This window comes from Nocardia harenae NBRC 108248 (genome assembly GCF_001612885.1).
Taxonomy (GTDB): domain Bacteria; phylum Actinomycetota; class Actinomycetes; order Mycobacteriales; family Mycobacteriaceae; genus Nocardia; species Nocardia harenae.
The window spans coordinates 340,254-361,630 of sequence record NZ_BDBH01000002.1 but is presented as its reverse complement, the minus strand read 5'-3'; the positions used below and the strand labels follow the sequence as shown (position 1 = coordinate 361,630).

General features: G+C 72.5%; 17 protein-coding genes and 1 tRNA gene. 9 read left to right on the top strand and 9 right to left on the bottom strand.

Annotation, left to right across the window (positions count from 1 at the left end; genetic code table 11):
- Nucleotides 1-6: 6 nt before the first annotated feature.
- Entirely contained in the window at nt 7-1,101 is a 1,095-nt protein-coding gene (locus tag NH2_RS04555; RefSeq protein WP_067648551.1) for a septum formation family protein, read from the bottom strand.
- 89 nt (nt 1,102-1,190) lie between these two features.
- On the opposite strand from NH2_RS04555, the gene serS reads away from it, so the two are divergent.
- The 6 genes from serS (at nt 1,191) to NH2_RS04525 (ending at nt 8,375) form a co-directional block, all read left to right on the top strand.
- Nucleotides 1,191-2,465 carry a serine--tRNA ligase gene (serS, locus tag NH2_RS04550; protein ID WP_067648548.1) on the top strand — a complete coding sequence of 425 codons (1,275 nt, stop codon included), beginning with the start codon at nt 1,191-1,193 and terminating at the stop codon, nt 2,463-2,465.
- Between the two features lie 121 nt (nt 2,466-2,586).
- Nucleotides 2,587-4,404 (top strand): putative bifunctional diguanylate cyclase/phosphodiesterase, encoded by a 1,818-nt coding sequence (locus NH2_RS04545; RefSeq protein ID WP_245650421.1) that lies wholly within the window; start codon nt 2,587-2,589, stop codon nt 4,402-4,404.
- Nucleotides 4,405-4,480: 76 nt separating this feature from the next.
- Complete coding sequence (locus NH2_RS04540; RefSeq protein WP_439951732.1) at nt 4,481-5,767, top strand: MFS transporter; 1,287 nt, start codon at nt 4,481-4,483, stop codon at nt 5,765-5,767.
- 10 nt (nt 5,768-5,777) lie between these two features.
- Nucleotides 5,778-6,725, top strand: coding sequence for a DMT family transporter (locus NH2_RS04535; protein WP_067648545.1), 948 nt, complete (start codon nt 5,778-5,780; stop codon nt 6,723-6,725).
- A 179-nt stretch (nt 6,726-6,904) separates the two neighbouring features.
- Nucleotides 6,905-7,897, top strand: coding sequence for a peroxiredoxin family protein (locus NH2_RS04530; RefSeq protein WP_084505212.1), 993 nt, complete (start codon nt 6,905-6,907; stop codon nt 7,895-7,897).
- Between the two features lie 127 nt (nt 7,898-8,024).
- Entirely contained in the window at nt 8,025-8,375 is a 351-nt protein-coding gene (locus NH2_RS04525) for a BP74-related protein (protein WP_067648539.1), read from the top strand.
- A gap of 51 nt (nt 8,376-8,426) precedes the next feature.
- Here NH2_RS04525 and NH2_RS04520 read toward each other — a convergent pair whose 3' ends face one another.
- Together NH2_RS04520 and NH2_RS04515 are read right to left on the bottom strand one after the other, a co-directional pair.
- The gene (locus NH2_RS04520; RefSeq protein WP_067648536.1) at nt 8,427-9,983 is read right to left on the bottom strand and encodes a Rieske 2Fe-2S domain-containing protein; all 1,557 of its coding nucleotides are present in this window, start codon (nt 9,981-9,983) and stop codon (nt 8,427-8,429) included.
- A gap of 59 nt (nt 9,984-10,042) precedes the next feature.
- A complete protein-coding gene (locus tag NH2_RS04515) occupies nt 10,043-10,978 on the bottom strand; it encodes a hypothetical protein (protein WP_174552796.1) in 936 nt (311 codons plus the stop codon).
- A 69-nt stretch (nt 10,979-11,047) separates the two neighbouring features.
- Here NH2_RS04515 and NH2_RS04510 point away from each other — a divergent pair, with 69 nt between their 5' ends.
- The 3 genes from NH2_RS04510 to NH2_RS29445 all read left to right on the top strand — a co-directional run bounded on the left by NH2_RS04510 (nt 11,048) and on the right by NH2_RS29445 (nt 13,631).
- The gene (locus NH2_RS04510) at nt 11,048-11,836 is read left to right on the top strand and encodes a lysophospholipid acyltransferase family protein (protein ID WP_067648530.1); all 789 of its coding nucleotides are present in this window, start codon (nt 11,048-11,050) and stop codon (nt 11,834-11,836) included.
- Between the two features lie 28 nt (nt 11,837-11,864).
- Nucleotides 11,865-11,937: transfer RNA gene (locus NH2_RS04505), tRNA-Gly, on the top strand.
- Between the two features lie 167 nt (nt 11,938-12,104).
- Nucleotides 12,105-13,631, top strand: a complete 1,527-nt coding sequence (locus NH2_RS29445; RefSeq protein ID WP_501193501.1) for a DUF7159 family protein — start codon at nt 12,105-12,107, stop codon at nt 13,629-13,631.
- Here NH2_RS29445 and NH2_RS04495 read toward each other — a convergent pair.
- From NH2_RS04495 to NH2_RS04470, 6 genes are all read right to left on the bottom strand, one after another.
- The gene (locus tag NH2_RS04495) at nt 13,628-15,862 is read right to left on the bottom strand and encodes a heavy metal translocating P-type ATPase (RefSeq protein WP_067648524.1); all 2,235 of its coding nucleotides are present in this window, start codon (nt 15,860-15,862) and stop codon (nt 13,628-13,630) included. The genes NH2_RS29445 and NH2_RS04495 overlap by 4 nt on opposite strands.
- 43 nt (nt 15,863-15,905) lie before the next feature.
- Nucleotides 15,906-16,493, bottom strand: coding sequence for a sterol desaturase family protein (locus NH2_RS04490; RefSeq protein ID WP_084505246.1), 588 nt, complete (start codon nt 16,491-16,493; stop codon nt 15,906-15,908).
- A 113-nt stretch (nt 16,494-16,606) separates the two neighbouring features.
- A complete protein-coding gene (locus NH2_RS04485) occupies nt 16,607-17,329 on the bottom strand; it encodes a FadR/GntR family transcriptional regulator (RefSeq protein ID WP_067649319.1) in 723 nt (240 codons plus the stop codon).
- Nucleotides 17,330-17,377: 48 nt separating this feature from the next.
- A complete protein-coding gene (locus NH2_RS04480) occupies nt 17,378-17,956 on the bottom strand; it encodes a hypothetical protein (RefSeq protein WP_067649316.1) in 579 nt (192 codons plus the stop codon).
- A 41-nt stretch (nt 17,957-17,997) separates the two neighbouring features.
- Complete coding sequence (locus NH2_RS04475; protein WP_067648518.1) at nt 17,998-19,677, bottom strand: ABC transporter family substrate-binding protein; 1,680 nt, start codon at nt 19,675-19,677, stop codon at nt 17,998-18,000.
- 29 nt (nt 19,678-19,706) lie between these two features.
- Nucleotides 19,707-21,374, bottom strand: coding sequence for an ABC transporter family substrate-binding protein (locus NH2_RS04470; RefSeq protein WP_067648515.1), 1,668 nt, complete (start codon nt 21,372-21,374; stop codon nt 19,707-19,709).
- Between the last annotated feature and the right edge of the window lie 3 nt (nt 21,375-21,377).

The window sequence follows — 21,377 nt, the reverse complement described above, 5'->3', positions numbered from 1 at the left end:
CGACGGTCACCGCGGCGCCGGCTGCGGCGGCAGCGGGGCCGCGCCGGGCAGCGGGGCCGGGGTGGAGCGGCCGCTGTTCGGCGGCGGCACCGGGGCCTGCCCGTTGATCAGGATGTCGCCGCGCGCCGAGCCCTGGATCGGCGCGAAACCCTCGCGGTCCGCGCCCTTCCCGACCATGCAGTCCAGCTTGCGGCTGCCCGCGAGCCAGCTCCGCGCGTCCAGGTAGTCGAAGAAGAGGGTGAGCGTCTTGTTCCGGATGGCGTCCGGGCTGCCCAGGTAGTCGGTCGACGTGCGGGTGCACTCCTGCTCCATGAACTTGTCCTGGTCGTCCTTGGTCGGCAGCCCGCTGGTGAAGTGCGCGCCGAGGTCGATGGTGGAGACGATCTCGACCGCGTGCTGCTGGGCGCAGTCCACCGGGTCGGAGGGCAGGTTCTGGTTGATGCCGAGGCAGACGCCCGGCTCGTAGACCCGGGACTGGTCCTGTGCGGCGGCGCTGCCCGAGGTGGTCGGCGTGCCGGTGGCGGCGGCCACCTGCAGTCCGCAGCGCAGCGTGCGGTCGCCCGCCTGCCAGCCGTCCGCGCTCGGGTACATGAGCCCGACCACGTACCGCCCGCGCGGATCGAACCGCCCGCCCATGTACTTCTGCACCGCGGGCACGCAGTGCTCCTCCTTGAGCTCGGTGAGGCGCAGCGAGTCGGGGAAGCGGGAGCCGGGGGCGAACTCGCGGCCCGGGTAGCGGCTCATGTCCACCTCGGCGGCCACCTCGAAGAGGTGCTTGCCCGCGCAGCTCACCTTCACCAGGTCGCTGCGGTCGGTGGTGCTCCAGGTCAGGCAGTCGCCCGCGGCCGCGGTGCCGAAGGCGGCGTCGCGCATGCCCGCCGGGGCGGCGGGGTTGTGCGCCTCCAGCCCGGTCTCGTTGTCGAACCCGGTGACGAAGAGCGTCACCATGGCGGCGGCCACCGCGCCGACCGCGACCGCGAGCAGGCCCCAGCGCAGCGTGGGGGCGGAGAGGTGCAGTCCGCGCCTGCCCGCGCGGGGCGGCTCGCCCGCGCCCTTCTTTCCGGTGGCGCGGTCGCGGGGGTTCGGCTCGTCGGGAGACATCGCGATCCATCATGGCAGCGCCATCGCGCGGTGTGCCACGTTCGGGTGTATCGGCGGGGGTTCAGCGGGGTCGATTACGCTGGTCGCCCATGATCGACCTCCGATTCCTGCGGGAGAATTCCGACGTCGTCCGGGCCTCCCAGCGCGCCCGCGGCGAGGACCCGGCGCTCGTCGACGCGCTGCTCGAGGCCGACTCCGCGCGCCGCGCCGCGGTGGCGAAGGCGGACAACCTGCGGGCCGAGCACAAGGCCATGGGCAAGCTGGTCGGCAAGGCGAGCAAGGACGAGCGGCCCGCGCTGCTCGCCCGCGCGCAGGAGATGTCGGTCCAGGTGAAGGCGGCCGAGGCGGACCAGCACGCGGCCGACGCCGCGCTGGACACCGCGCAGCGGGCGCTCTCCAACGTGGTCCAGGAGGGCGCGCCCGCGGGCGGCGAGGACGACTACGTGGTGCTGGAGACCGTCGGCACGCCGCCGGAGTTCGGCTTCGAGCCGAAGGACCACCTGGAGCTCGGCGAGGCGCTCGGGCTGATCGACATGGAGCGCGGGGCGAAGGTCTCCGGCGCGCGCTTCTACTTCCTCACCGGCTACGGCGCGCTGCTGCAGCTCGGGCTGTTGCAGCTGGCCGCGCAGCGGGCGGTGGCGAACGGCTTCACCATGATGATCCCGCCGGTGCTGGTCCGCCCGGAGATCATGGCGGGCACCGGCTTCCTCGGGCAGCACTCGGCCGAGGTGTACCACCTGGAGGAGGACGATCTCTACCTGGTCGGCACCTCCGAGGTGCCGCTGGCCGGCTACCACTCGGGCGAGATCATCGACCTGAGCGCGGGGCCGAAGCGGTACGCGGGCTGGTCGTCCTGCTTCCGCCGGGAGGCGGGCAGCTACGGCAAGGACACCAGGGGCATCATCCGGGTGCACCAGTTCGACAAGATCGAGATGTTCGTCTACTGCGACCCGGCCGATGCGGATGCCGAGCACCGGCGGTTGCTGGCCTGGGAGCGCGAGATGCTGGCCGCCATCGAGGTGCCGTACCGGATCATCGACGTCGCCGCGGGCGACCTGGGCAGCTCGGCCGCGCGCAAGTTCGACTGCGAGGCCTGGGTGCCGACCCAGGGCGCCTACCGGGAGCTCACCTCGACCTCGAACTGCACCACCTTCCAGGGCCGCAGGCTCTCCGTGCGGTACCGCGACGCGGACGGGAAACCGCAGATCGCGGCCACCCTGAACGGGACGCTGGCGACCACCCGCTGGATCGTCGCGATCCTGGAGAACAACCAGCTCGCGGACGGTTCGGTGCGGGTGCCCGCGGCGCTGGTGCCGTTCGTCGGTACCGAGGTGCTCGCGCCGCAAACCAGGACATCGGCATGACGCCGCGGTAGCCGGACGTTCGCCGGGGGCCGAAAACGGTGATCGGGCTGTAGCACCGGTGGGTTGCCTCTACCCTGTTCTCGTGCGAGGAATCGGGTCTCGCGGCGATACCCGAACCCGGGTGCGGGCCGCGTCTGCGCTGGCGACGGCCATGGTCATGTCCAGGACCACCGGCGCCTTCTATGTCATGGGCGGTGCCCTCGGGCTGCTGCTCACCGCGATCGCCCCCGGCGACGAGGGCAATCGGGTGCTGGTCGGCAGCGCGGCGGCGGTCGCGCTGCTGCTCGGGCTGAGCCTGCTCGGCTGGGGTCCGCGGATGCCGCACAATGTGCACCACGCCTACGTCGCCATCGCGACGGTGCTGGTGACGGTGGCGGTGCACTCGTTCCCGAACACCGTCGGCGCGATCAGCCTCGCCGCCTTCTACGTCTTCGTCGCCTGCGACGCCGCGCTCTTCTTCGCCTGGCCGCTCGCGGTCGCGCACATCGGCTTCGCCATGGTCATGTGTCTGTGGGCGCTGCCGAGCCGGGACCTGCCAAGCTGGTCCGGGGTGATCCCGGCGGGCGTGACCTTCGGTGTCGGCGTCGTGGTCGGCATCCTGACCAGGATGGCCTCCGAGGCCGATATCGACACCCTGACCGGGCTGCTCAACCGGCGTGGCTTCGATCGGTTGCTGAACGCCGCCATCGAGCACGCCGGGCGTTCCGGGCAGAGCCTGGCGCTGGTCCTGGTGGACCTGGACCGCTTCCGCAAGATCAACGACCACCTCGGGCACCGGGCGGGCGACGCCGTGCTGCAGCGGGTCGCCGACGCCTGGACCGAGCTGCTCGCGCCGGACCAGCGGCTGGCCCGCTACGGCGGCGACGCCTTCGCGCTGCTGCTGCCGAACACCACCGAGCAGGCGGCCATCCTGCTCACCGAGCGGCTGCGCGCCGCCGTCACCACCGGCTGCTCGGCCGGCGTCACCTCGTGGCAGCCGGGGGAGTCCGGCTCGCTGCTGGTGAGCCGCGCCGACGTCGGGCTGTACCGGGCCAAGCAGGGCGGCCGGAACCGGACGGTGCTCGAGTCCTCGCGGCAGCAGCCGCTCGCGGTCGAGCTGCGCGACGCCATCGACAACGGCGCGCTCGACGTGCACTACCAGCCGATCGTCAGCCTGACCGAGGGCGGCGGCAAGGCGGTCGGCGTGGAGGCGCTGCTGCGCTGGTCGCCCGCGGCCCAGCCGGACGTCACCACCGAGGGGCTGATCCGGGTCGCCGAGGAGTTCAACCTCATCTCCGACCTGGACGAGCTGGTGCTGCGCAAGGCCTGCACCGACGCGGCCCGGCTGCAGGAGACCTTCGCCCAGCTCGACCTGACGCTCAACGTCAACGTCAGCGGGCTGGAGCTGGCCGAGACCGAGTACGCCGACCGGGTGGCCGGGATCCTGGAGCACACCGGCTGGCCCGCCGACCAGCTGGTGCTCGAGGTGACCGAGAGCGAGCTGGCGGCGGAATCGCAGACCGCCATCGCCAACCTGCATACGCTGCGCGAGCGCGGGGTCCGGATCGCCATCGACGACTTCGGCACCGGGTACTCCTCGCTGAGCCGGCTGGCCACGCTGCCCAGCGACATCATCAAGGTGGACCAGTCCTTCGTCGCCGCCATCCGCTCGGACTCGCCCGCGCCGCCGCTGCTCGGCGTGATCGCGGCGCTGAGCAACGCGCTCGACCTGCAGGTGATCGCCGAGGGGGTGGAGACCGAGTACCAGGCCGCGGTGCTCACCGAACTCGGCTTCGCGCTGGCGCAGGGGTACCACTACAGCGATTCGCACCCGGTGGCCGAGCTGATCACCGACCTGAACAGCGGGCGGGCCGAGCTCACCGCCGAACCGGCCGCGCCGCCGCGCACCGGCGACGACGACACGCACGAGACCGCCGACGGGTGGCTCCCGCTCGGCTGAGCGAAATTCCGTTGACCCGGCGCGGGGCGCGGCGCAGGATGGGCGCATGCACCTGCTGATCTATGCCTGTTGAGTTGTGCTCGGCCGCGCTGAGCGCGGCCGCACCGAGGTGGGGCTCGCGCTCCGCGCGGTGCTCTACACCGGCACGCGTGATTTCGTGCCGTACTACGCGCTGTACGCGCTGCTCTTCGCCGACCACGGGCTGAGCACCGCGCAGATCTCCTCGCTGCTCGCGCTCTGGTCCGGGACGGCGTTCCTGCTCGAGGTGCCCTCCGGGGCCTGGGCCGATGCCTACTCGCGGCGGGCGCTGCTGATTCTCAGCGGGCTGCTGCTGGTCGCCGGGTTCGGGGTCTGGACGGTGTGGCCGGGATATCTCGGGTTCGCGCTCGGGTTCGTGCTGTGGGGTGCGGGTGGGGCGCTCTCCTCGGGGACCTTCGAGGCGCTGCTCTACGACGAGCTCACCGCGCTCGGGTCGGCTTCGCGGTATCCCGCTGTGCTCGGGCGGACCAGGGCGGCGGGGGAGTTCGCGGTCGTCGTCGCGATCCTCGCCGCCGCGCCGCTGTACGCGTGGGGTGGGTATGCGCTGGTCGGATGGGTGAGTACCGGGCTCGCCGCGGTGCACACGCTCGCGGCCTGCGCGCTGCCCGCCGCGCCGCGGGCGGTGGGGGTCGGGGATGTCCCCGAGGACGGCGAGGAACTCGAGCCCGCTGAGCCGATCGCGGGAAGCGCCGCGCCGTCGGGGCCGGCGGGGGCCTGCGAGCGCTGGATCGGCATGCTGCGCAGCGGGATCGGGGAGGCGCTGACGCATCGAAAGGTGCGGCGGGGCGTGCTGCTCGGGGCGGCGCTGTACGGGATCACCTCGTACGACGAGTACTTCGGGCTGCTCGCCGAGGCGGGTGGCGCGGCCACCGCGGTGGTCCCGCTGCTGGTCGGGGTGACCGTCGTCGGTTCGCTGCTCGGCTCGCTGGCCGCGGGGCGCACCGAGACCCTCTCCGGGCGGGTGCTCGGCGCGCTCATCGGCGCGGGCGCGCTGCTGCTCGCCCTCGGCTCGGTGCTCACGGGCGGGGTGGGCGGCGCGGTGGCGGTGCTCGCCGGATTCCTCGCCATCGCCGTCGGGTACGGCATCGGGGTGAATGCCGAGGTGGTCGCCGATGCCCGGCTGCAGGAGGCGATCGACGGGCCTGCCCGCGCCACCGTCACCTCGGTCTCCGGGCTGCTCTCCGAGGTGGTGGCGCTCGCGGTGTTCGGCTTCGTCGCGCTGGCGACGGCGGTGCTCTCGCTGGCCACCACCATGGCGCTGCTCGGGCTCGCGGTGCTCGCCATCGCGGCGGCCACCCCGCGCTGGCTGCCGCCCCGGCGGTAGCGTGCCGGTAATGACCGGACGCACGCGCATCGGGGTGCTGCTCGGCTTCGGGATCGGCGCCGGGGTCGCCGTGCAGGCCAGGATCAACGGCGCGCTCGGCGCCCGGCTGCACGACGGCATCGCCGCCGCCACGGTGAGCTTCCTGGTCGGGCTGGTGGCGCTGCTGCTCGCCGCGCTGTTCGACCGCAGGGTGCGCGCCGGGCTGCACCGGGTGCGCGCCGCTGTCGCCGACCGGTCGCTGCGCCCCTGGCAACTGCTCGGCGGCCTCTGCGGCGCCTTCTTCGTGGCCGGGCAGGGACTCACCGTCGCCGCCATCGGCGTCACCGCCTTCACCACCGCGGCGGTGGCCGGGCAACTCATCAGCAGCCTGGTCGTCGACCGGCTCGGCCTCGCGCCGAGCGGCCGCACTCCGGTGACGCCCCGGCGGCTCGCGGGCGCGGTGCTCGGCATCGGCGCCGTCGCCCTCGCGGCCGTCGGACAGCACGGCGCGCCCGCGGCTGCGGTCTCGCTGCTCCCCGATATTCCACCCGTGCTGCTCGTGCTCCTCCCCGCGCTCGCCGGAGTCGGCCTGGCCTGGCAGCAGGCGGTGAACGGCCGCGTCGGCGCGGTGGGCGGCCCGGCCGCTGCCGCCCTGGTGAACTTCGTGGCCGGGCTGCTCCTGCTGGTCCCGGTCGCAGCGGCGGTCCTGGCGATACGCGGCCTCCCCGCCACCCCACCCCCCGAACCCTGGCTCTACCTGGGCGGCCTCATCGGCGTGGTCTTCATCGCCGTAGCCGCCTTCACCGTCCGCTGGATCGGCGTCCTCCTCCTGGGCCTCACCTCGGTAGCAGGCCAGCTATCCGCCGCGGTCCTCTTGGACGTCCTAACCGCCCCCGGCCTCTCCACCCCCGCCGTAGCCGCCTGCGCCCTAACCCTGCTGGCAGTCCTGACAGCCACCCTCACCCCCCGCCCACACTGAACGTCCCCACCCCCGGGGCGAGTCTTACGAGCCCCGTTCGCGGCCCGTCTCGCCGCCGAGCGCTCGAAGCGCATGCGGCGCAGCCGCGAGTCTCGAGCGCTCGGCGGCGAGACCCCAAGGGGCCGCGAACACGCCCGGCGAAGCCGGGCCAATCCAACCCAGCAAACTATTCTGCCCGCATGCTGATCGAATACGGGGTGTGGGTGTCGCGGTTGATGCTCGGCGTGGTGTTCGGGCTCGCCGCGGCGGGAAAGTTCCTGGACGCCGCGGCGACGCGGAAGGCGGTGGGGGAGTTCGGCGTACCGGTGCGCGCGGTACCCGCTGTCGCCGCGGCGCTGCCCTGGCTGGAGGCGGCGATCGCCGCCGGGGTGCTGATCCGGCCGCTCGCCGGGCTCGCGGCGGGCGCGGCGGTACTGGTCCTGCTGGTCTTCACCGGCGCGGTGCTGCGGCTGCTGCGCGCGGGTAAGCGCCCGGCCTGCGCCTGCTTCGGTGCGAGCGAGCGCCCCATCGGCCGGACGACGCTGCTGCGCAATGCGCTCCTGCTCGCGCTCGCCGTCATCGTGCTCGCGGGCGCGCTGCGCTACCCCGAGGTCCCCGCGATCCTGCCCGCGGCCAACAGCTTCGGGCTCACGCTCTTCGCGCTGCTCGCCGCGGTGCTGCTGTGGCTCGCCGGTGAGCTGCTCGCGGTGCGACGCAGGCTGGACCAGCAGGCGCTGACCACCCTCGGCGCCGAGGGTTTGCCCGCGGGCGCGGTGGCGCCCGAGTTCGAGCTGCGCCCGGCCGATCCGGACGCCCCCGCGGTAACCCTGGCCGACCTGCTGACCGGCGGCCGCGGCGTCCTGCTCGTCTTCGTGCACCCGGGCTGCGAGATGTGCGCGGCGCTGGCCAGGGAGCTGCCGCGCTGGCAGCGCCGGGTCGCCGACGCGCTCACCATCGTCGCGGTCGGCAACGGCGACCCGGCGGAACATGCCGCGTGGGGAGCGGAGCAGCGGCTGGGCGATATCCCGGTCCTGGTCCAGCAGGGAAACGAGGCGGCGCTGCGCTATCGCGTGCGCGGAACCCCGTCCGCGGTCCTGATCGACCGGGAAGGCCGGGTCGCCGCCCCGGTCGGGCGCGGCGCGATGGCCATCAGGGATCTGATCGTGCACCCGAAGCTGGCCGCCCCTCGGTAACCGCGGCGGTTCCGGGGGGTGTGCCCGAAATTCGCTGCCGGTCAATCGGATTCGCGGCGAAGGCTGTCAATCCCCATTACGATCGGCGGCGCAAGGCTCCATCGCCCGACAACCACCGAGGTGACATATGGCTGACTTCGCATTCACGGACTACTCCGGCAAGGAATTCATCATCCGGCTGAACAACGAGCAGCGGATCGAGGAAGCCCGGCGCATCCTGGCCGGAGAGGAGACGATGTCGGTCCACGTCATGGGCCGCATCCGCAAGCAGCGGGTGGAGTACAACCCGCAGTGGAGCTTCCACCTCGACCCCGACACCATCACCTTCTTCACCATGGCGATCGAGGTGTGCGACTCCTCCATCACCTACACCGAGGAGCACCTGGACGAGGCCTGCGGCGCCTTCCTGCCCGGCTGCTTCTGGTGCCCGTGGTCGTCCAAGCTGACCAGGGAGGTCACCGCGCGCGTCAGCGCCTGACCGCGCCGATCCGCCGGTCGGCCCGCTGCGGGGCAGGCCGGCGGATCGCTGTCAGTGCGCCTCCAGCTTCTTCGACCGCAGCTCGTGGCCCTTGGAGGTCTTGCAGCGCCCGCTCTCCAGGTCCCACTGCCAGCCGTGCAGGTTGCAGGTGAGGGTATTGCCCTCGATGACGCCGAAGCGGGAGAGGTCGGCCTTGAGGTGCGGGCAGCGGCGCTGGACCTCCCAGCCGTCCAGCTCGACCGAGGCGGTGTCGTCGTGTGCCTCGGAGAACCAGCCGTCGGCGTAGGCGATCCGCTCGTCGGTGAGGCACTTGAAGAAGGTGTAGAGGAACTCGTTGTAGCCGCCGATGCGCCAGGTCTGGAACCGGGTGGAGAGGAAGATGGTGTTCACCCAGTCCGGCTCGTCGTCGCGCAGCACGGTGCGCACCAGCTCCGGGGCGATGCGGAAGCCGTAGCGGTATTTGCCCTCGCCCTCGATGGGCGCGCGGACCACCCGCCGCGGGAAGTCGAGCACCACCGTCTCGTCGCCGAGCACGAGCCCGACCGGGTAGCCGATGCCGTCGCAGATGAGGTCGCTCTGGGCCATGATCGGCTCGAACTTGGCGCGCAGCGGCTCCAGCAGGGGGCCGGCGCCGTGGGCCCAGGTCCGCTTCTCCGCGGCGATGACCGGCGCCAGGCGCTCGGCCATCCGCTCGATGTAGGCGGCCTTGTCGCCGTAGATCGTCTGCGGGTCCACCGGGTGGGTGAGCTCGAGCTCCTTGCCGTGCACCTCGGCGACCGAGCCGGGGATCATCAGGATCCCGCCGGAGTTGCCGTTGATCCGCATCTGCTCCAGGAAGGTCTCCTGGTCGGGGAAGATATTGCTGTTCTCGGGGGAGAAGCGGTCCTCGGTGTCGTTGAGGTAGCGCAGCTCGGGGTCGAGGAAGGCCGGAGGGCCCGCCGACGGCACCACCCAGGTGGCGCCGACCTGCTCGATGTAGGAGCGGGCCCGGTCCATGCCGCGCTGGCGCTTCTGCCTGGCGAAGTTGGCCTTGGTGCGGGACGGGATGTCGTAGACCATCGGGTACCAGATGGCGCCGGAGTACTGCAGCAGGTGGATGTCGATGTGGCCGAAGGCGGCGTCGAGCACGTCCATGTCGACCGGGCGGGCGTCGTTCATGTTGAAGCAGGTGGTCTCGCCGTCGGAGACGACGATGCCGGAGTCGCCGATCGGGCCGTCGGCGGGCGCGCGCAGCGCGATGATCATGATCTCCAGCTCGCCGCCGGGGCCGGTGATCGTGTGCTTGACCGAGTCCTCGGTCTCGAAGAAGGTGTGGAAGCCCAGCTTCTCCAGCTCGCGGCGCAGGTCGGGAACGGGGTAGTCCGGCAGCAGCACGGTCGCGTTCTTGTTGACGTGCTCGAGCAGGTTCTTCGCGTCGAAGTGGTCGCGGTGCAGGTGCGAGACGTAGAGGAAGTCGACGTCGCCGAGGGCGTCCCAGTCCAGCCCGGTGTTGTCCGGGAACGGCACCCACGAGGCGAAGTAGGCCGGGTTCACCCAGGGATCGCAGAGAATCGTCCCGGCCGTGGTGCGGATGTGGAAACCGGCGTGTCCGACGCTGGTGATCTGCACGGAATACTCCTCCTGACCGTTGCCAGATGCCAAGCGTAATCCGTCGGAACGGCGCCTGCTCAGGGGGTGACGTCGCCGATGCAGTAGCCCCGGGCGGCCGCATCGCCGGTCCCGGTCCCGGTCGCGGACTCGTCGGTGAGGGTGAAGGTGCGGGTCTGGGTGGCCCCGGTCGCCTGCGTGACCGGCGCCCGCACGGTGATGTAGCCGGCGCCGAGCCAGGCGGAGGTGAGCTCGGTGTCGTCGAAGGCGGTGACGCCGGTGAGCGCGCCCGGCTTGTTCGCCAGCGGTGCGGGCAGCGGGGCGCCGGTGCCGCGCGGGTCCCAGGTGGCCGGGGTGGGGGCGCAGACCAGCGGGTGCTCGCCCTCGGTGTCGGCGGGGTCGAGCGGCTGCCCGACGAAGCGGGCGAGGTAGCGGCGCACCACGTGCCTGGCGTCGGCGTCGTCGTACTGCGGGGTGGTGCCGGTGGCGAAGACCCGGGGGCAGGCGTAGCCGGACTCGATATCGCGCAGCTCGGCGCGAACCGTCACCGCCGGGCCCTGCCAGCTCACGGCGGTGGCGGTGGCGGTGCCGGGCCGGGCGAGCGCGGCGAGCACCGGCGCGGCGTCGGCGTACATCTCCGCGACGTGCGCGGGCGCCAGCGTCCAGCAGGAACTCTGCAGCTCCTCGATCGGCTCGCTGGTCAGATCGGCGGCCCAGCGGCGCAGCGCGGGCGCGGCATCGGGGACGCCGGGCACCTCGCCGACCGGCGGCGCGTCCGCAGGCACCGGCGGCACCGCCGGGGCGGGCGGCGGTGCCGTGGTCGCGCTGCTCGGCGCGGTGGTGGCGGGCGTCGTGACCTGCGCCGCAGGGCTTTCCGGCGCGTCGCCCGGAATGCCGGAGACGGAGTCGCAGCCCGCGGTCAGCGCTACCGCGAGCCCGCCGAGCACCAGCCTTCGCGCCCGCCGCCGCTGCCGTCGCGGGGGAGCAGTGCGCGGGGCTCGCGGGTCGCGGTGCACGTCGACGTACCTCTTCTCTCGTGATGCGTGGTGCCGGATCGGGTATGCGGCGACTACGCTAGCGGAACTGTGGAACCCGTCTACCGCACGATCATCGGCCTGGCCCGGACCGTCTTCTTCGTGCAGGGCCTGAAATTCACCGTTACCGGCGATGAGCACATCCCCGCCACCGGGGGTGGCGTCGTTGCCATCAACCACACCGGCTACATGGACTTCACCTACGCCGGCCTGCCCGCGCGCACGCCGAAGCGGTACATCCGCTTCATGGCCAAGAAGGAGGTCTTCGACAGCAAGATCTCCGGCCCGATCATGCGCGCGCTCAAGCACATTCCGGTGGATCGCGGCGCGGGCGCCGACTCGTACCAGGCCGCGGTAGAGTACCTGCGCCGGGGCGAGCTGGTCGGGGTGTACCCCGAGGCCACCATCAGCCGCAGCTTCGAGATCAAGGAGTTCAAGTCCGGCGCGGCCAGAATGGCGATCGAGGCCCAGGTGCCGATCATCCCGATGGCGATCTGGGGCGCGCAGCGGGTCTGGACCAAGGGCCACCCCAAGCGCCTCGGCCGCACCAACACCCCGATCCACATCGTGGTCGGCGCGCCGATCCAGCCCTACGAGCCCGCCGCCGAGCTGACCGCCGAGCTGCGCACCACCATGCAGCGGCTGCTCCTGGAGGCGCAGCGCGAGTACCGGCACGAGGAGGGCGCCTACTGGGTGCCGTCCCGGCTCGGCGGCTCCGCGCCCACCCTGGACGAGGCGAACGAACTGGACGCCGCCGAGGTGGCGGAGCGGGCCGCCAGGCGCGCCGCCGCGAGCGAGGCGGACCAGCGCGATTTCCGGAATCCCGGAGCGGGCGGATAGAGTTTTTCCAGCGCCTCGCGGGGCGCGCGCGGATGTAGCGCAGCTGGTAGCGCATCACCTTGCCAAGGTGAGGGTCGCGGGTTCGAATCCCGTCATCCGCTCTTCAAATGATCCGGCCGGAGGTCGTCGGCTACCCCACTCGCAGGTGTGATCGCACCGCAGCCTTCCCGAAGCGGCGCGGATTGACTGAATCGGCCACTTCGTTCCGTGCGGCGGTAGCGGTGCGTCCGGGGTTGCTGAGGCCCGGAAACCGGCCCGGCGGCGGCCGATGCTGCCGCGGCGCCGCCCCGTGCGGCGGCGCGCGGGACGCAGACTCCGCCCCCGGGCGCGAAATTCGGGTGTGCCCTGCGGTAACGGCCTGTCACCTGGCACGATCTCCCCTGTGGACGCGTCGTGCATATGCACACGGCGACGCGGTCCGGCGCCGCGCGCGGCGACGTTGCACAGAATTCACCAAGGAATTTCTGGATACCGACCAATCGGTAGCCGCAGTCGTGTCGAATCGCCGAGGAGAGTGTGTTGTGCAAGAGCTCGAGGTGTGAACCCAATGGCCACAGCTGGTGTGTCCGCGGAACGGACAGTGGTGAGCGGGGTACTGCTCTCGCGATCGTCGACCGACGGCGCGAGCCCCACCGTGCTGCGCACGGCGGAGCGTGACGTCGCCGACGGCGCGACCGTCGAGACCATCGTCACCGTCCTGGACGAGGTGGGCACCGCCTCCGGTTCGGAGGTGACGATCGACGACATCGCCGTCGCCTACCGCTCGCCCGCGCAGCGCAGGGAGATCCTGACCGCGCTCGCCGGCGGCCCGTGGCGCACGGCGTCGCTGGTCTCGACCAGGTCGGCGCTGGCCGCCTTCGTGGCGCACCTGCCCGAGGTGGCGGGGAACGACACCGTGCTGGTGCTGGAGGCCGCGGATTTCCACACCACCTGCGCGGTGGTCGGCCCGGCCCGCAATCAGGCGCCGGTCGGCGATTCCTGGCAGACCGTGGTCGCCGATGCCGAGGGCATCGAGCGCACGCTGGCCCGGGTCCGGTCGGTGCTGACCGCGGTGGACGCCACCCCGGACGCGGTGGTGCTCTGCGGCTCGGCCGCCGACGACGCCGCGCTCGAAGCGGCGCTGCGCGAGGCGTTCGGGATGCCGGTCGTGCACCCCGCCGCTCCGGGCACGGCCGTGGCGCAGGGCGCCGCGCTCGCCGCGGCGGCAGGCAAGACCGCGCCGGTCGCGGCCGCCCCGCGCCGCCGCGGCGTCCGGCCGCTGCTGGTCGCGGGCGCGGCCGTGCTGTTCCTCGGCGCCACCGGTTTGGCGGCGGCGCAGGTGCTGGAGACCGGCCGCAGTGATCAGCAGCCCTCGCCCGCCGCCGTCGCCAGCTCGGTGCCCGCGCCGGCCGCGGCCACGTCGGAGCCGCAGGCGCCGCCCGCTGAGACCCCGCCGCCCGCCGAGGTGCCCCCGCCGGTCGAGCCCCCGCCGGCCGAGGTGCCGCCGCCCCCGCCCGCGGATATCTCCGCCGAGGTCGCCGAGCCGGCGCCGCCGCCGCCCGCGCCCCGGCCGGTGCCGCAGCGCCCCGCGCCGCCGCGCACCACGCAGGCTCCGCCGCCGCCCGCGCCGGAACCCGCCCCTGAGCCCGCCCCCGAGCCGCCGCCGGTGTCGGCCACGCCCATCGCGCCGCTGCCGAACGGGCTCTTTCCCGGCGAGTCCATGCCGCCCGCCGCGGATGCCGACCCGGAGGTGCAGCGCCGCTGGTGGGAGAACCACCTGAACATGAAGGAGCAGTGGCTCAATAGCGGCGGTTAGCGGAAAGTGCGCAGCCGCAGGCTGTTGCTGACCACGAATACCGAGCTCAGCGCCATGGCGGCACCGGCGAGCATGGGATTGAGCAGCCCGGCCACGGCCAGCGGGATGGCGGCGACGTTGTAGGCGAAGGCCCAGAACAGGTTGCCGTGGATGGTCCGCAGGGTGCGCCGCGCCAGCCGGATGGCGTCGGCGGCCACCCGCAGGTCGCCGCGGACCAGGGTGAGGTCGCTCGCCTCGATGGCGACATCGGTGCCGGTGCCCATGGCGATCCCGAGGTCGGCGGTGGCCAGCGCGGCGGCGTCGTTCACGCCGTCGCCGACCATGGCGACCACCCGGCCCCGCTCCTGGAGGTCGCGCACGGTGGCCGCCTTCTCCTCCGGCAACACGTCGGCGATCACCTCGTCGATCCCCACCTGCGCGGCGACGGCCCGCGCGGCGGCGGCATTGTCGCCGGTGAGCAGGACCGGGGTGAGCCCGAGCGCGCGCAGCCGGGTGACCGCCTCGGCCGAGGTCGGCTTGACCGCGTCGGCCACGACGAGCACGCCGCGGGCCCTGCCCTCCCACCCGGCCAGCACCGCGGTGCGGCCATCACCCCGAGCCCGCTCGACCGCTGCGCGCAGCTCGCCGCCGAGTTCCATGCCTGCCTCGGTGAGCAGTGGTTCCCGCCCGACCAGTACCGCGAGGCCGTCCACGGTGCCGCGGACGCCGAGCCCCTCCCGATTGCCGAAGCCGGCGACCGCGGCGAGCGCGCCGGTGTGCTCCTCGGCGGCGGTGGCGATCGCGCGGGCGATCGGGTGCTCGGAGCCGTGCTCCAGCGCGCCCGCCAGTGCCAGCACCCGATCGGCCTCCTCGCCGTCGGCCGGGACCACCTCGAGCAGCGTCATGGCGCCGGTGGTGACGGTGCCGGTCTTGTCGAGCACGACGGTGTCCACCCGGCGGGTCTGCTCCAGCACCTCCGGCCCCTTGATCAGGATGCCGAGCTGGGCGCCGCGCCCGGTGCCGACCAGCAGCGCCGTCGGCGTCGCCAGCCCGAGCGCGCACGGGCAGGCGATGATGAGCACCGCCACCGCGGCGGTGAAGGCGGCGGCCACGGCGCCGCCGGTGCCGAGCCAGAAGCCGAGCGTCCCGACCGCGAGCGCGATCACCACCGGGACGAAGACGCCGGAGATCCGATCCGCCAGCCGCTGCGCACGGGCCTTGCCCGCCTGCGCCTCCTCGACCAGCTTCGCCATCCTGGCCAGCTGGGTGTCGGCGCCGACCCGGGTGGCCCTGACCACCAACCGCCCGCCGACATCGACGGTGCCGCCGGTCACCGCGGCGCCCGGCCCGACCTCGATCGGCACCGATTCACCGGTGAGCATGGCGGCGTCCACCGCCGACGAGCCGTCGACCACGATGCCGTCGGCGGCGATCTTCTCGCCGGGCCGGACCACGAATTCATCGCCGACCAGCAGTTCGCGCACCGGAATCCGGCGCTCGACGCCGTCTCTGCGCACCGCGACGTCCTTGGCGCCGAGCTCGAGCAGCGCCCGCAGCGCCGCCCCCGCCTGCCGCTTGGAGCGCGCCTCGAAGTACCGCCCGGCCAGGATGAAAGTGGTGACGCCCGCCGCCGCCTCCAGGTAGATCGCGCCGGTGCCGTCCATCCTGGCGATGGTGAACTCGAACGGGTGCGTCATCCCCGGCGTGCCCGCGGTGCCGAGGAACAGCGCGTACAGCGACCAGCCGAAGGCGGCGAGCACCCCCATCGAGACCAGGGTGTCCATGGTGGCGGTGGCGTGCCGCAGGTTGGTGAGCGCCGCGCGGTGGAAGGGCAGCGCACCCCACACCACCACCGGCGCGGCCAGGGTGAGCGAGAGCCACTGCCAGTTGGTGAACTGCAGCGCCGGGATCATGGCCATGGCGATCACCGGGACGGTGAGCAGCGCCGAGATCGCCAGCCGGTTCCTGGCCTCGGCTGCCGGGTCGGGCGCCGCGACGGCGGGCTCTTCCGCCGCGGGCGGCGCGGGCAGCGCGGCGGTGTACCCGGCCTGCTCGACCGCGTCGATCAGCTGATCGGTGCGCAGCGCCCCGGTGACCTCGACGCTGGCCTTCTCGGTGGCGTAGTTGACCGTGGCGCGGACGCCGTCGAGCCGGTTCAGCTTCTTCTCGATCCGGCTCGCGCAGGACGCGCAGGTCATGCCGCCGATCACCAGCTCGACCCGCCCCGCGGGCTGCTGCGTGGCCGTGCTCATCGGGCGCTCCTCCCTCGGTGGGTTCGCCCTCTACCATACCCCCCTAGGGTAGTTTGTCCAGGCCGTGCAGGTGCCGCGCGGTCGGCGAGGCGGCGACGGCCTCCGGGGCCGGGTAGGTGCCGAAGAGCCGGTCTGCGGTGCCGGAGCTGGTCACCGTGAACCAGTAGTGCTCGTTCCGGTAGTGGTGGTGCCGGTGGTTGCGCCAGATGGCGCGGTAGAGCGCGTGCCTCGGCTTGTAGTCGGTGTGGATCAGGTAGTGCGTCCACTCGTACGCGAGGCCGAGCACAGTGATGGTCAGCAGGAAGGTGAGCCCCAGTTCGATCCGGGGGAAGGCGAGCAGCGCGATCGCGGTGAGCACCGCGATGGTGACCAGCAGCGAGCGCGGCGGGATGAAGATCAGCGGGATGGCGCGCGGGTCGGCGTGGTGCTCGCGGTGCTTGCGGGCCAGCTCGGAGTCGATCCACACCGGCCCGACCCGCCGCGGGCGCCAGTGCAGCACGGTCACGTGGATGATCCACTCGACGACCGGGAATGCCGCCAGCGCGAGCAGCGGGATCAGGGCGTCGGTGCGCTGCCAGTCGCCGAGTGCGAGCCGAGCGGTGAGCGCGGCGACCAGGGTGGCGCCGATCATCCAGGGTGCGGGGTGGCGCAGGAATTCCGCGAGCGCGGCGCGCAGGGTGAGGTTGCGGCGTACCGGCTTTCGGGGCGGTGCGGCGGGGCGGGCGACGGCCGGGTCTTCGGTGCTCACGGCTCCTCCTCGGGGCTGAGGATCTCGATCAGGGCGGTGGTCGCTGGCTCGAGCAGGGCGCGGGCGCGCTCGGCGGCCGCCTCGGGGTCGCCCGCCGCGACGGCGGCGGCCAGGCTCCGGTACGCCTCGGCATTGCCCACCTCGGCGGACATGACCGGGGCCAGCGCCGCCAGCGCGGGTTCGTAGGCGGCGCGCAGCATGGTGAACATGAGCCGGAAGACGATGGAGTCGGCGGCGTCGACCAGGTGATCCCAGAAGGTGAGGGCCGCCAGTTGCGCGGCGATCGGGTCCCCGGCCGCCGCGGCGACCTCCGCTGCGGCGGCGACGATCCCCTCGGCGATGTCGCCGCCGAGGCGGATCGCGGCCAGCTCGGCGATCTTCGGCCCATTGTGCAGCCGGACCTCCAGAATGCTGCGCGCCACCGCGGGCTCGAGCACGCCGTCGCGGATCAGCAGCCGGGGCAGGATCTCCAGCCCGGAGCCGTGCCGGTAGTCCAGCACGGTGGTCGCGTCGCCCTGCCGCACCGCGACCAGCCCGGCCCCGGCCAGCCGCTGCAGCGCCTCCCGCACGGCGGGCCGGGAGACGCCGAGCGCCTCGGCCAGCTGCCGCTCGCTCGGCAGCGTCGAGCCGGGCGGCAGCTCGCCACTCAGGACATCGGCCGCGATCTGTTCGAAGACGTCGGCCGAGACCGAGCGCTTGACCACCGGTTGCAAGGGCATGCCGGAATTCTGCGCCGCCATTGGTCAGAGGTCAAGTGGTCATACCAGTCAGCTGGGATCGGAGCCCCTGACCGCCGCGAGCCACAGCGCCGCCACCGCCGCCACCGAGCACGCCGCGGCGAATGCCCCGAGCCCGCCCCCGGCGATATAGACCCAGAACAGCGCCGCGAACGGTGCTGCGACCGCGGACTGCGAATCCAGCACCAGCCGCCGCCCGACCCCCGCGCGCGCCGCGGCTTCGGGATCCGGCCGGGACGGATTGTCGACCAGCTGTCCCGGCGGCTCGCTCCGCCGCACCGGGCCCGAGGGGAAGAGCCCCGCCGGCGCCGACCCGGCCGGAACCTCCCGTTCCACCAGCGTGAGCAGCGCCGGATCGAAGAAGACCGGCACCCAGACCGACCCACCGGACGCCGGGGTTATTTCGATCCACGACCGGCTGACCAGCCGATGCTGCTGCCGCACCCGCCGCACCCGCCCGGCGGGCACCCTGCCCCCGATCCACCCGAGCGCGAACGCCAGCTGCACCCCGCTGTACCCGAGCACCCCCAGTGCGACCGCCGCCAGCCCGCCGAGCTGGTCCGGATCGGCGAACGGCGCCCACGCGGCACAGACCGCGAGGGCGCCGATCGTCACGGACACCGGGTAGGCCGCCACTCGACGGCCCGCGCTCACTTCACGAAACCGATGATGGTGTAGTCCAGCGAGGCCAGCCCGGCCGCGCCGAAGTTGGCGAGGTCGGCGCGGACGGCCACATTGCCCGCCGACTGGTAGAGCGGCAGCGAGTGCCCCTCCTCGAAGACCTTGCGGTCGATCTCGTTCGCCAGCTCGATGGCCTTGGCGGGGTCGAGTTCGGAGATGGTCTCCTCGATCAGGGCGTTCAGCTCGGGCGAGCCGATCCGGCCGTAGTTGCCCTGCAGGTCGTCCGGGTTGTAGCCGTAGATCTGGAACAGGCTGCCGAGCGGGAACGGGTCGCCGACCCAGGCCCACTGCGCGACATCGAAGTTGCCGGGCTGGATCACCTCGGTGAAGTAGCCGCGGCCCGGCTTCGTCTCGATGTTCAGCTTGACCCCGACCGCGCTCAGGTTCTGCTGGATGATCTGCGCGACCTGCACCCAGGTGTCCGCGTCGTACATGATGTCGCGGATCTCCAGCCTGCGGCCGTCCTTGACCCGGACATCGCCCTCCAGCTTCCAGCCGAGCGCGTCCAGTTCGGCGGCGGCCGCGGCCGGGTCGAAGGGCAGGCTGTTGTCCCGGTACCCCTCCTGGCCCTGGAGGTAGATGTGGTTGTTCAGCGGCTTCGGATCCTGCACCAGCCCGTTCTGGATGGCGGTGGCGATGCCCTGCCGGTCGATGGCCTTGGAGATGGCCACCCGCAGCGCGGGGTCGGCCAGGATCGAGCCGGGCGCGCCGTTGAAGGTCAGGTGGGTCCAGCTGTTGCCCGGCGCGCGGCGGATCGCGATGCCGGGCGTGCTCTGCGCGGTGCGCAGGTCGTCGCGGGTGGCGATGCCGACGGCGTCGATCTCGTTGTTCTGCAGCGCCGGGATCTGCGCGGCGTTGTCGAGCACGCTGTAGGTGATGGTGTCGAGCTTGGGCTTGTTGCCCCACCAGCGCGGATTGTGCCCGAGCACGATCCGGCTCTGCGCCCGGTCCACCGACTGCACCAGGAACGGCCCCGCGGTCTGGCCGATGCCGTCCACCAGGCTCTTGTTGAACGCCTCCGGATTCCCCATCACCGCCTTGGGGAAGAGGAACGAGTTGCCCGCGAACTGGCCGCGCCAGTCGGCGAAGTGCCGGTCGAAGGTGAGGATCGCCTGCTTGTCGTCGACCCCGCGCTCGACCTTCGCCACCCGGTCGAAGCCGCTGGTGTTGGCGATCAGGTACGCCGGGTCGCGCCCGCTCAGCGCGTTCGCCTGGGCGGCGATGTCCTCCCAGGTGATCGGCGTGCCGTCGGACCACACCGCCGCCGGGTTGATGGTGTAGGTCACCTGCTGCGGCTCGGTGCCGGTGAGCTCGACGCTGGTGAAGTAGTCGGTATTGACCGAGAGCGCACCAGCGGCGTCGGTGCGGAACGAGCGCGGCATGACCGGCCGCAGCAGGCTGCCCAGCTCGGCGTCGTTGCCGTCGTTGGAGAGCGCGTTCCAGTTGGCGGGCAGCGCGGAGAGCGAGAGCCGCAGGTTGCCGCCGTCCCTGATGTCGGCCGGGTCGCGCGGGTTGATGTCGCTGGTGCTGCCGATCGCGGCTACCGCACCCTCCGGCGCGCCGGAGTCGTCCGCGGCACAGCCGGTCGCGATCAGGCTCAGCGCGATCAGGGGTATCGCGAGACGGGCCACCGTGGTTCTGGCACGCATGGCACTCCTTCCGGTCCGGTGCGGCGGGGTCACTTCAGGAACCCGATCTTGGTGTAGTCGTAGGAGGCGAGCCCCGGCGCGCCGTAGTTCGCCAGCTCGGCACGCACGGCGACGTTACCCGTGGACTGCACCAGCGGAACCGAGAAGCCGATCTCGAAGAGCTTCCGGTCGACCTCGTTGGCGAGTTCGATCGCCCGCTCCGGGTCCAGCTCGGCCAGCGTGCGCTCGATCAGCGCGTTGATCTCCGGCGTGCCGATCCGGCCGTAGTTGCCCTGCAGGTCGTCCGGGTTGTAGGCGTACACCTGCGGCAGGCTGCTCAGCGGGAAGGCGTCGCCGGACCAGACCCAGTGCGCCACATCGAAATCGCCCGGCTTGATGACATTGGTGAAGTAGCCGGAGCCGGACTTGGTGTCGATGCTCATCTTCGCCCCGACGGCGGCCAGGTTCTGCTGGATGATCTGCGCGATCTGCACCCAGGACTGCGCGTTGTACATGACGTCGCGGAACTCCAGCCTGCGCCCGTCCTTCACCCGGACGTCGCCCTCCAGCTTCCAGCCCAGCGCGTCCAGCTCGGCGGCGGCCGCGGCCGGGTCGAAGGGCAGGCTGTTGTCCACGTACCCGACCTGGCCCTCGACGTAGACGTGGTTGCCGAGTGGCCGCGGGTTCTGGACCAGCCCGTTCTGCACCGCGTTCGCGATGCCCTGCCGGTCGATGGCCTTGGAGATCGCCACCCGCAGCGCCGGATCGGCGAAGAGCGAGCCCTCCGCGCCGTTGAAGGTCAGGTGGCTCCAGCTGTTGCCCGGCGCGCGGCGGATGGCGATGCCCGGCGTCGCCCGCGCGGTGCGCATGTCGTCGATGGAGGCGATGCCGATGGCGTCGATCTCGTTGTTCTGCAGCGCGGGCATGGTGGCGTCGTCGGTGAGCACCGAGAAGGTGATGGTGTCCAGCTTCGGCTTGTCGCCCCACCAGCGCGGGTTGTGCGCCAGCACGATGCGGCCCTGTGCCCGGTCCACCGACTGCACCAGGAACGGCCCCGCGGTCTGGCCGATGCCGTTCACCTGGCTGTCGTTGAACGCCTCCGGGGTCGCTGTCACCGACTCCGGTACCAGGAAGGTGTTCCCGGCGAACTGGCCGCGCCAGTCCGCGTAGTGCTGGTCGAAGGTGAGGATCGCCTGCCTGTCGTCGACGCCGCGCTCGACCGAGGAGACCCGGTCGAAGCCGTTCGTCATCTTGATCAGGTAGCGCGGGTCGCGGCCGCTCAACGCGTTGGCCTGGGCGGCGATATCGCGCCAGGTGATCGGGGTGCCGTCGGACCAGACCGCGGCCGGGGCGATGGTGTAGACCACCTTCTGCGGCTGCTCGCTGGTGAGTTCGACGCTGCTGAAGAAGTCGGTGTTCACGCTGAGCGCGCCCGACGCGTCGGTATTGAAGGCGCGCGGCAGCATGGGCCGGACGACGCTGCTCACCCCGCCGTCGGCGTCGGTGTGCAGCGGGTTCCAGTTCTGCGGCAGCGCGGTGGCGGCGAGCCGCAGGTTGCCCCCGTCGCGCAGGTCGGCGACATCGCGCGGGTTGATGTCGCTGGTGCTGCCGAGCGCCGCGTCGCCGTCCGCGGCCGGGTCGTCGGGGCTCGCGCAGCCACCGAGCACCAGCCCCGCCGTCAGCAGCGGAATCACCCAGCGTGGTATGCGCCTGCGCACCGT

Coding starts and splice junctions, on each gene's coding strand:
- NH2_RS04495 (WP_067648524.1), bottom strand. CDS start 15,862: ATGAGCACGGCCACGCAGCAGCCCGCGGGGCGGGTCGAGCTGGTGATC.
- NH2_RS04525 (WP_067648539.1), top strand. CDS start 8,025: ATGGCTGACTTCGCATTCACGGACTACTCCGGCAAGGAATTCATCATC.
- NH2_RS04485 (WP_067649319.1), bottom strand. CDS start 17,329: ATGCCCTTGCAACCGGTGGTCAAGCGCTCGGTCTCGGCCGACGTCTTC.
- NH2_RS29445 (WP_501193501.1), top strand. CDS start 12,105: ATGCTGCCGCGGCGCCGCCCCGTGCGGCGGCGCGCGGGACGCAGACTC.
- NH2_RS04535 (WP_067648545.1), top strand. CDS start 5,778: ATGACCGGACGCACGCGCATCGGGGTGCTGCTCGGCTTCGGGATCGGC.
- serS (WP_067648548.1), top strand. CDS start 1,191: ATGATCGACCTCCGATTCCTGCGGGAGAATTCCGACGTCGTCCGGGCC.
- NH2_RS04475 (WP_067648518.1), bottom strand. CDS start 19,677: ATGCGTGCCAGAACCACGGTGGCCCGTCTCGCGATACCCCTGATCGCG.
- NH2_RS04490 (WP_084505246.1), bottom strand. CDS start 16,493: ATGATCGGCGCCACCCTGGTCGCCGCGCTCACCGCTCGGCTCGCACTC.
- NH2_RS04555 (WP_067648551.1), bottom strand. CDS start 1,101: ATGTCTCCCGACGAGCCGAACCCCCGCGACCGCGCCACCGGAAAGAAG.
- NH2_RS04530 (WP_084505212.1), top strand. CDS start 6,905: ATGCTGATCGAATACGGGGTGTGGGTGTCGCGGTTGATGCTCGGCGTG.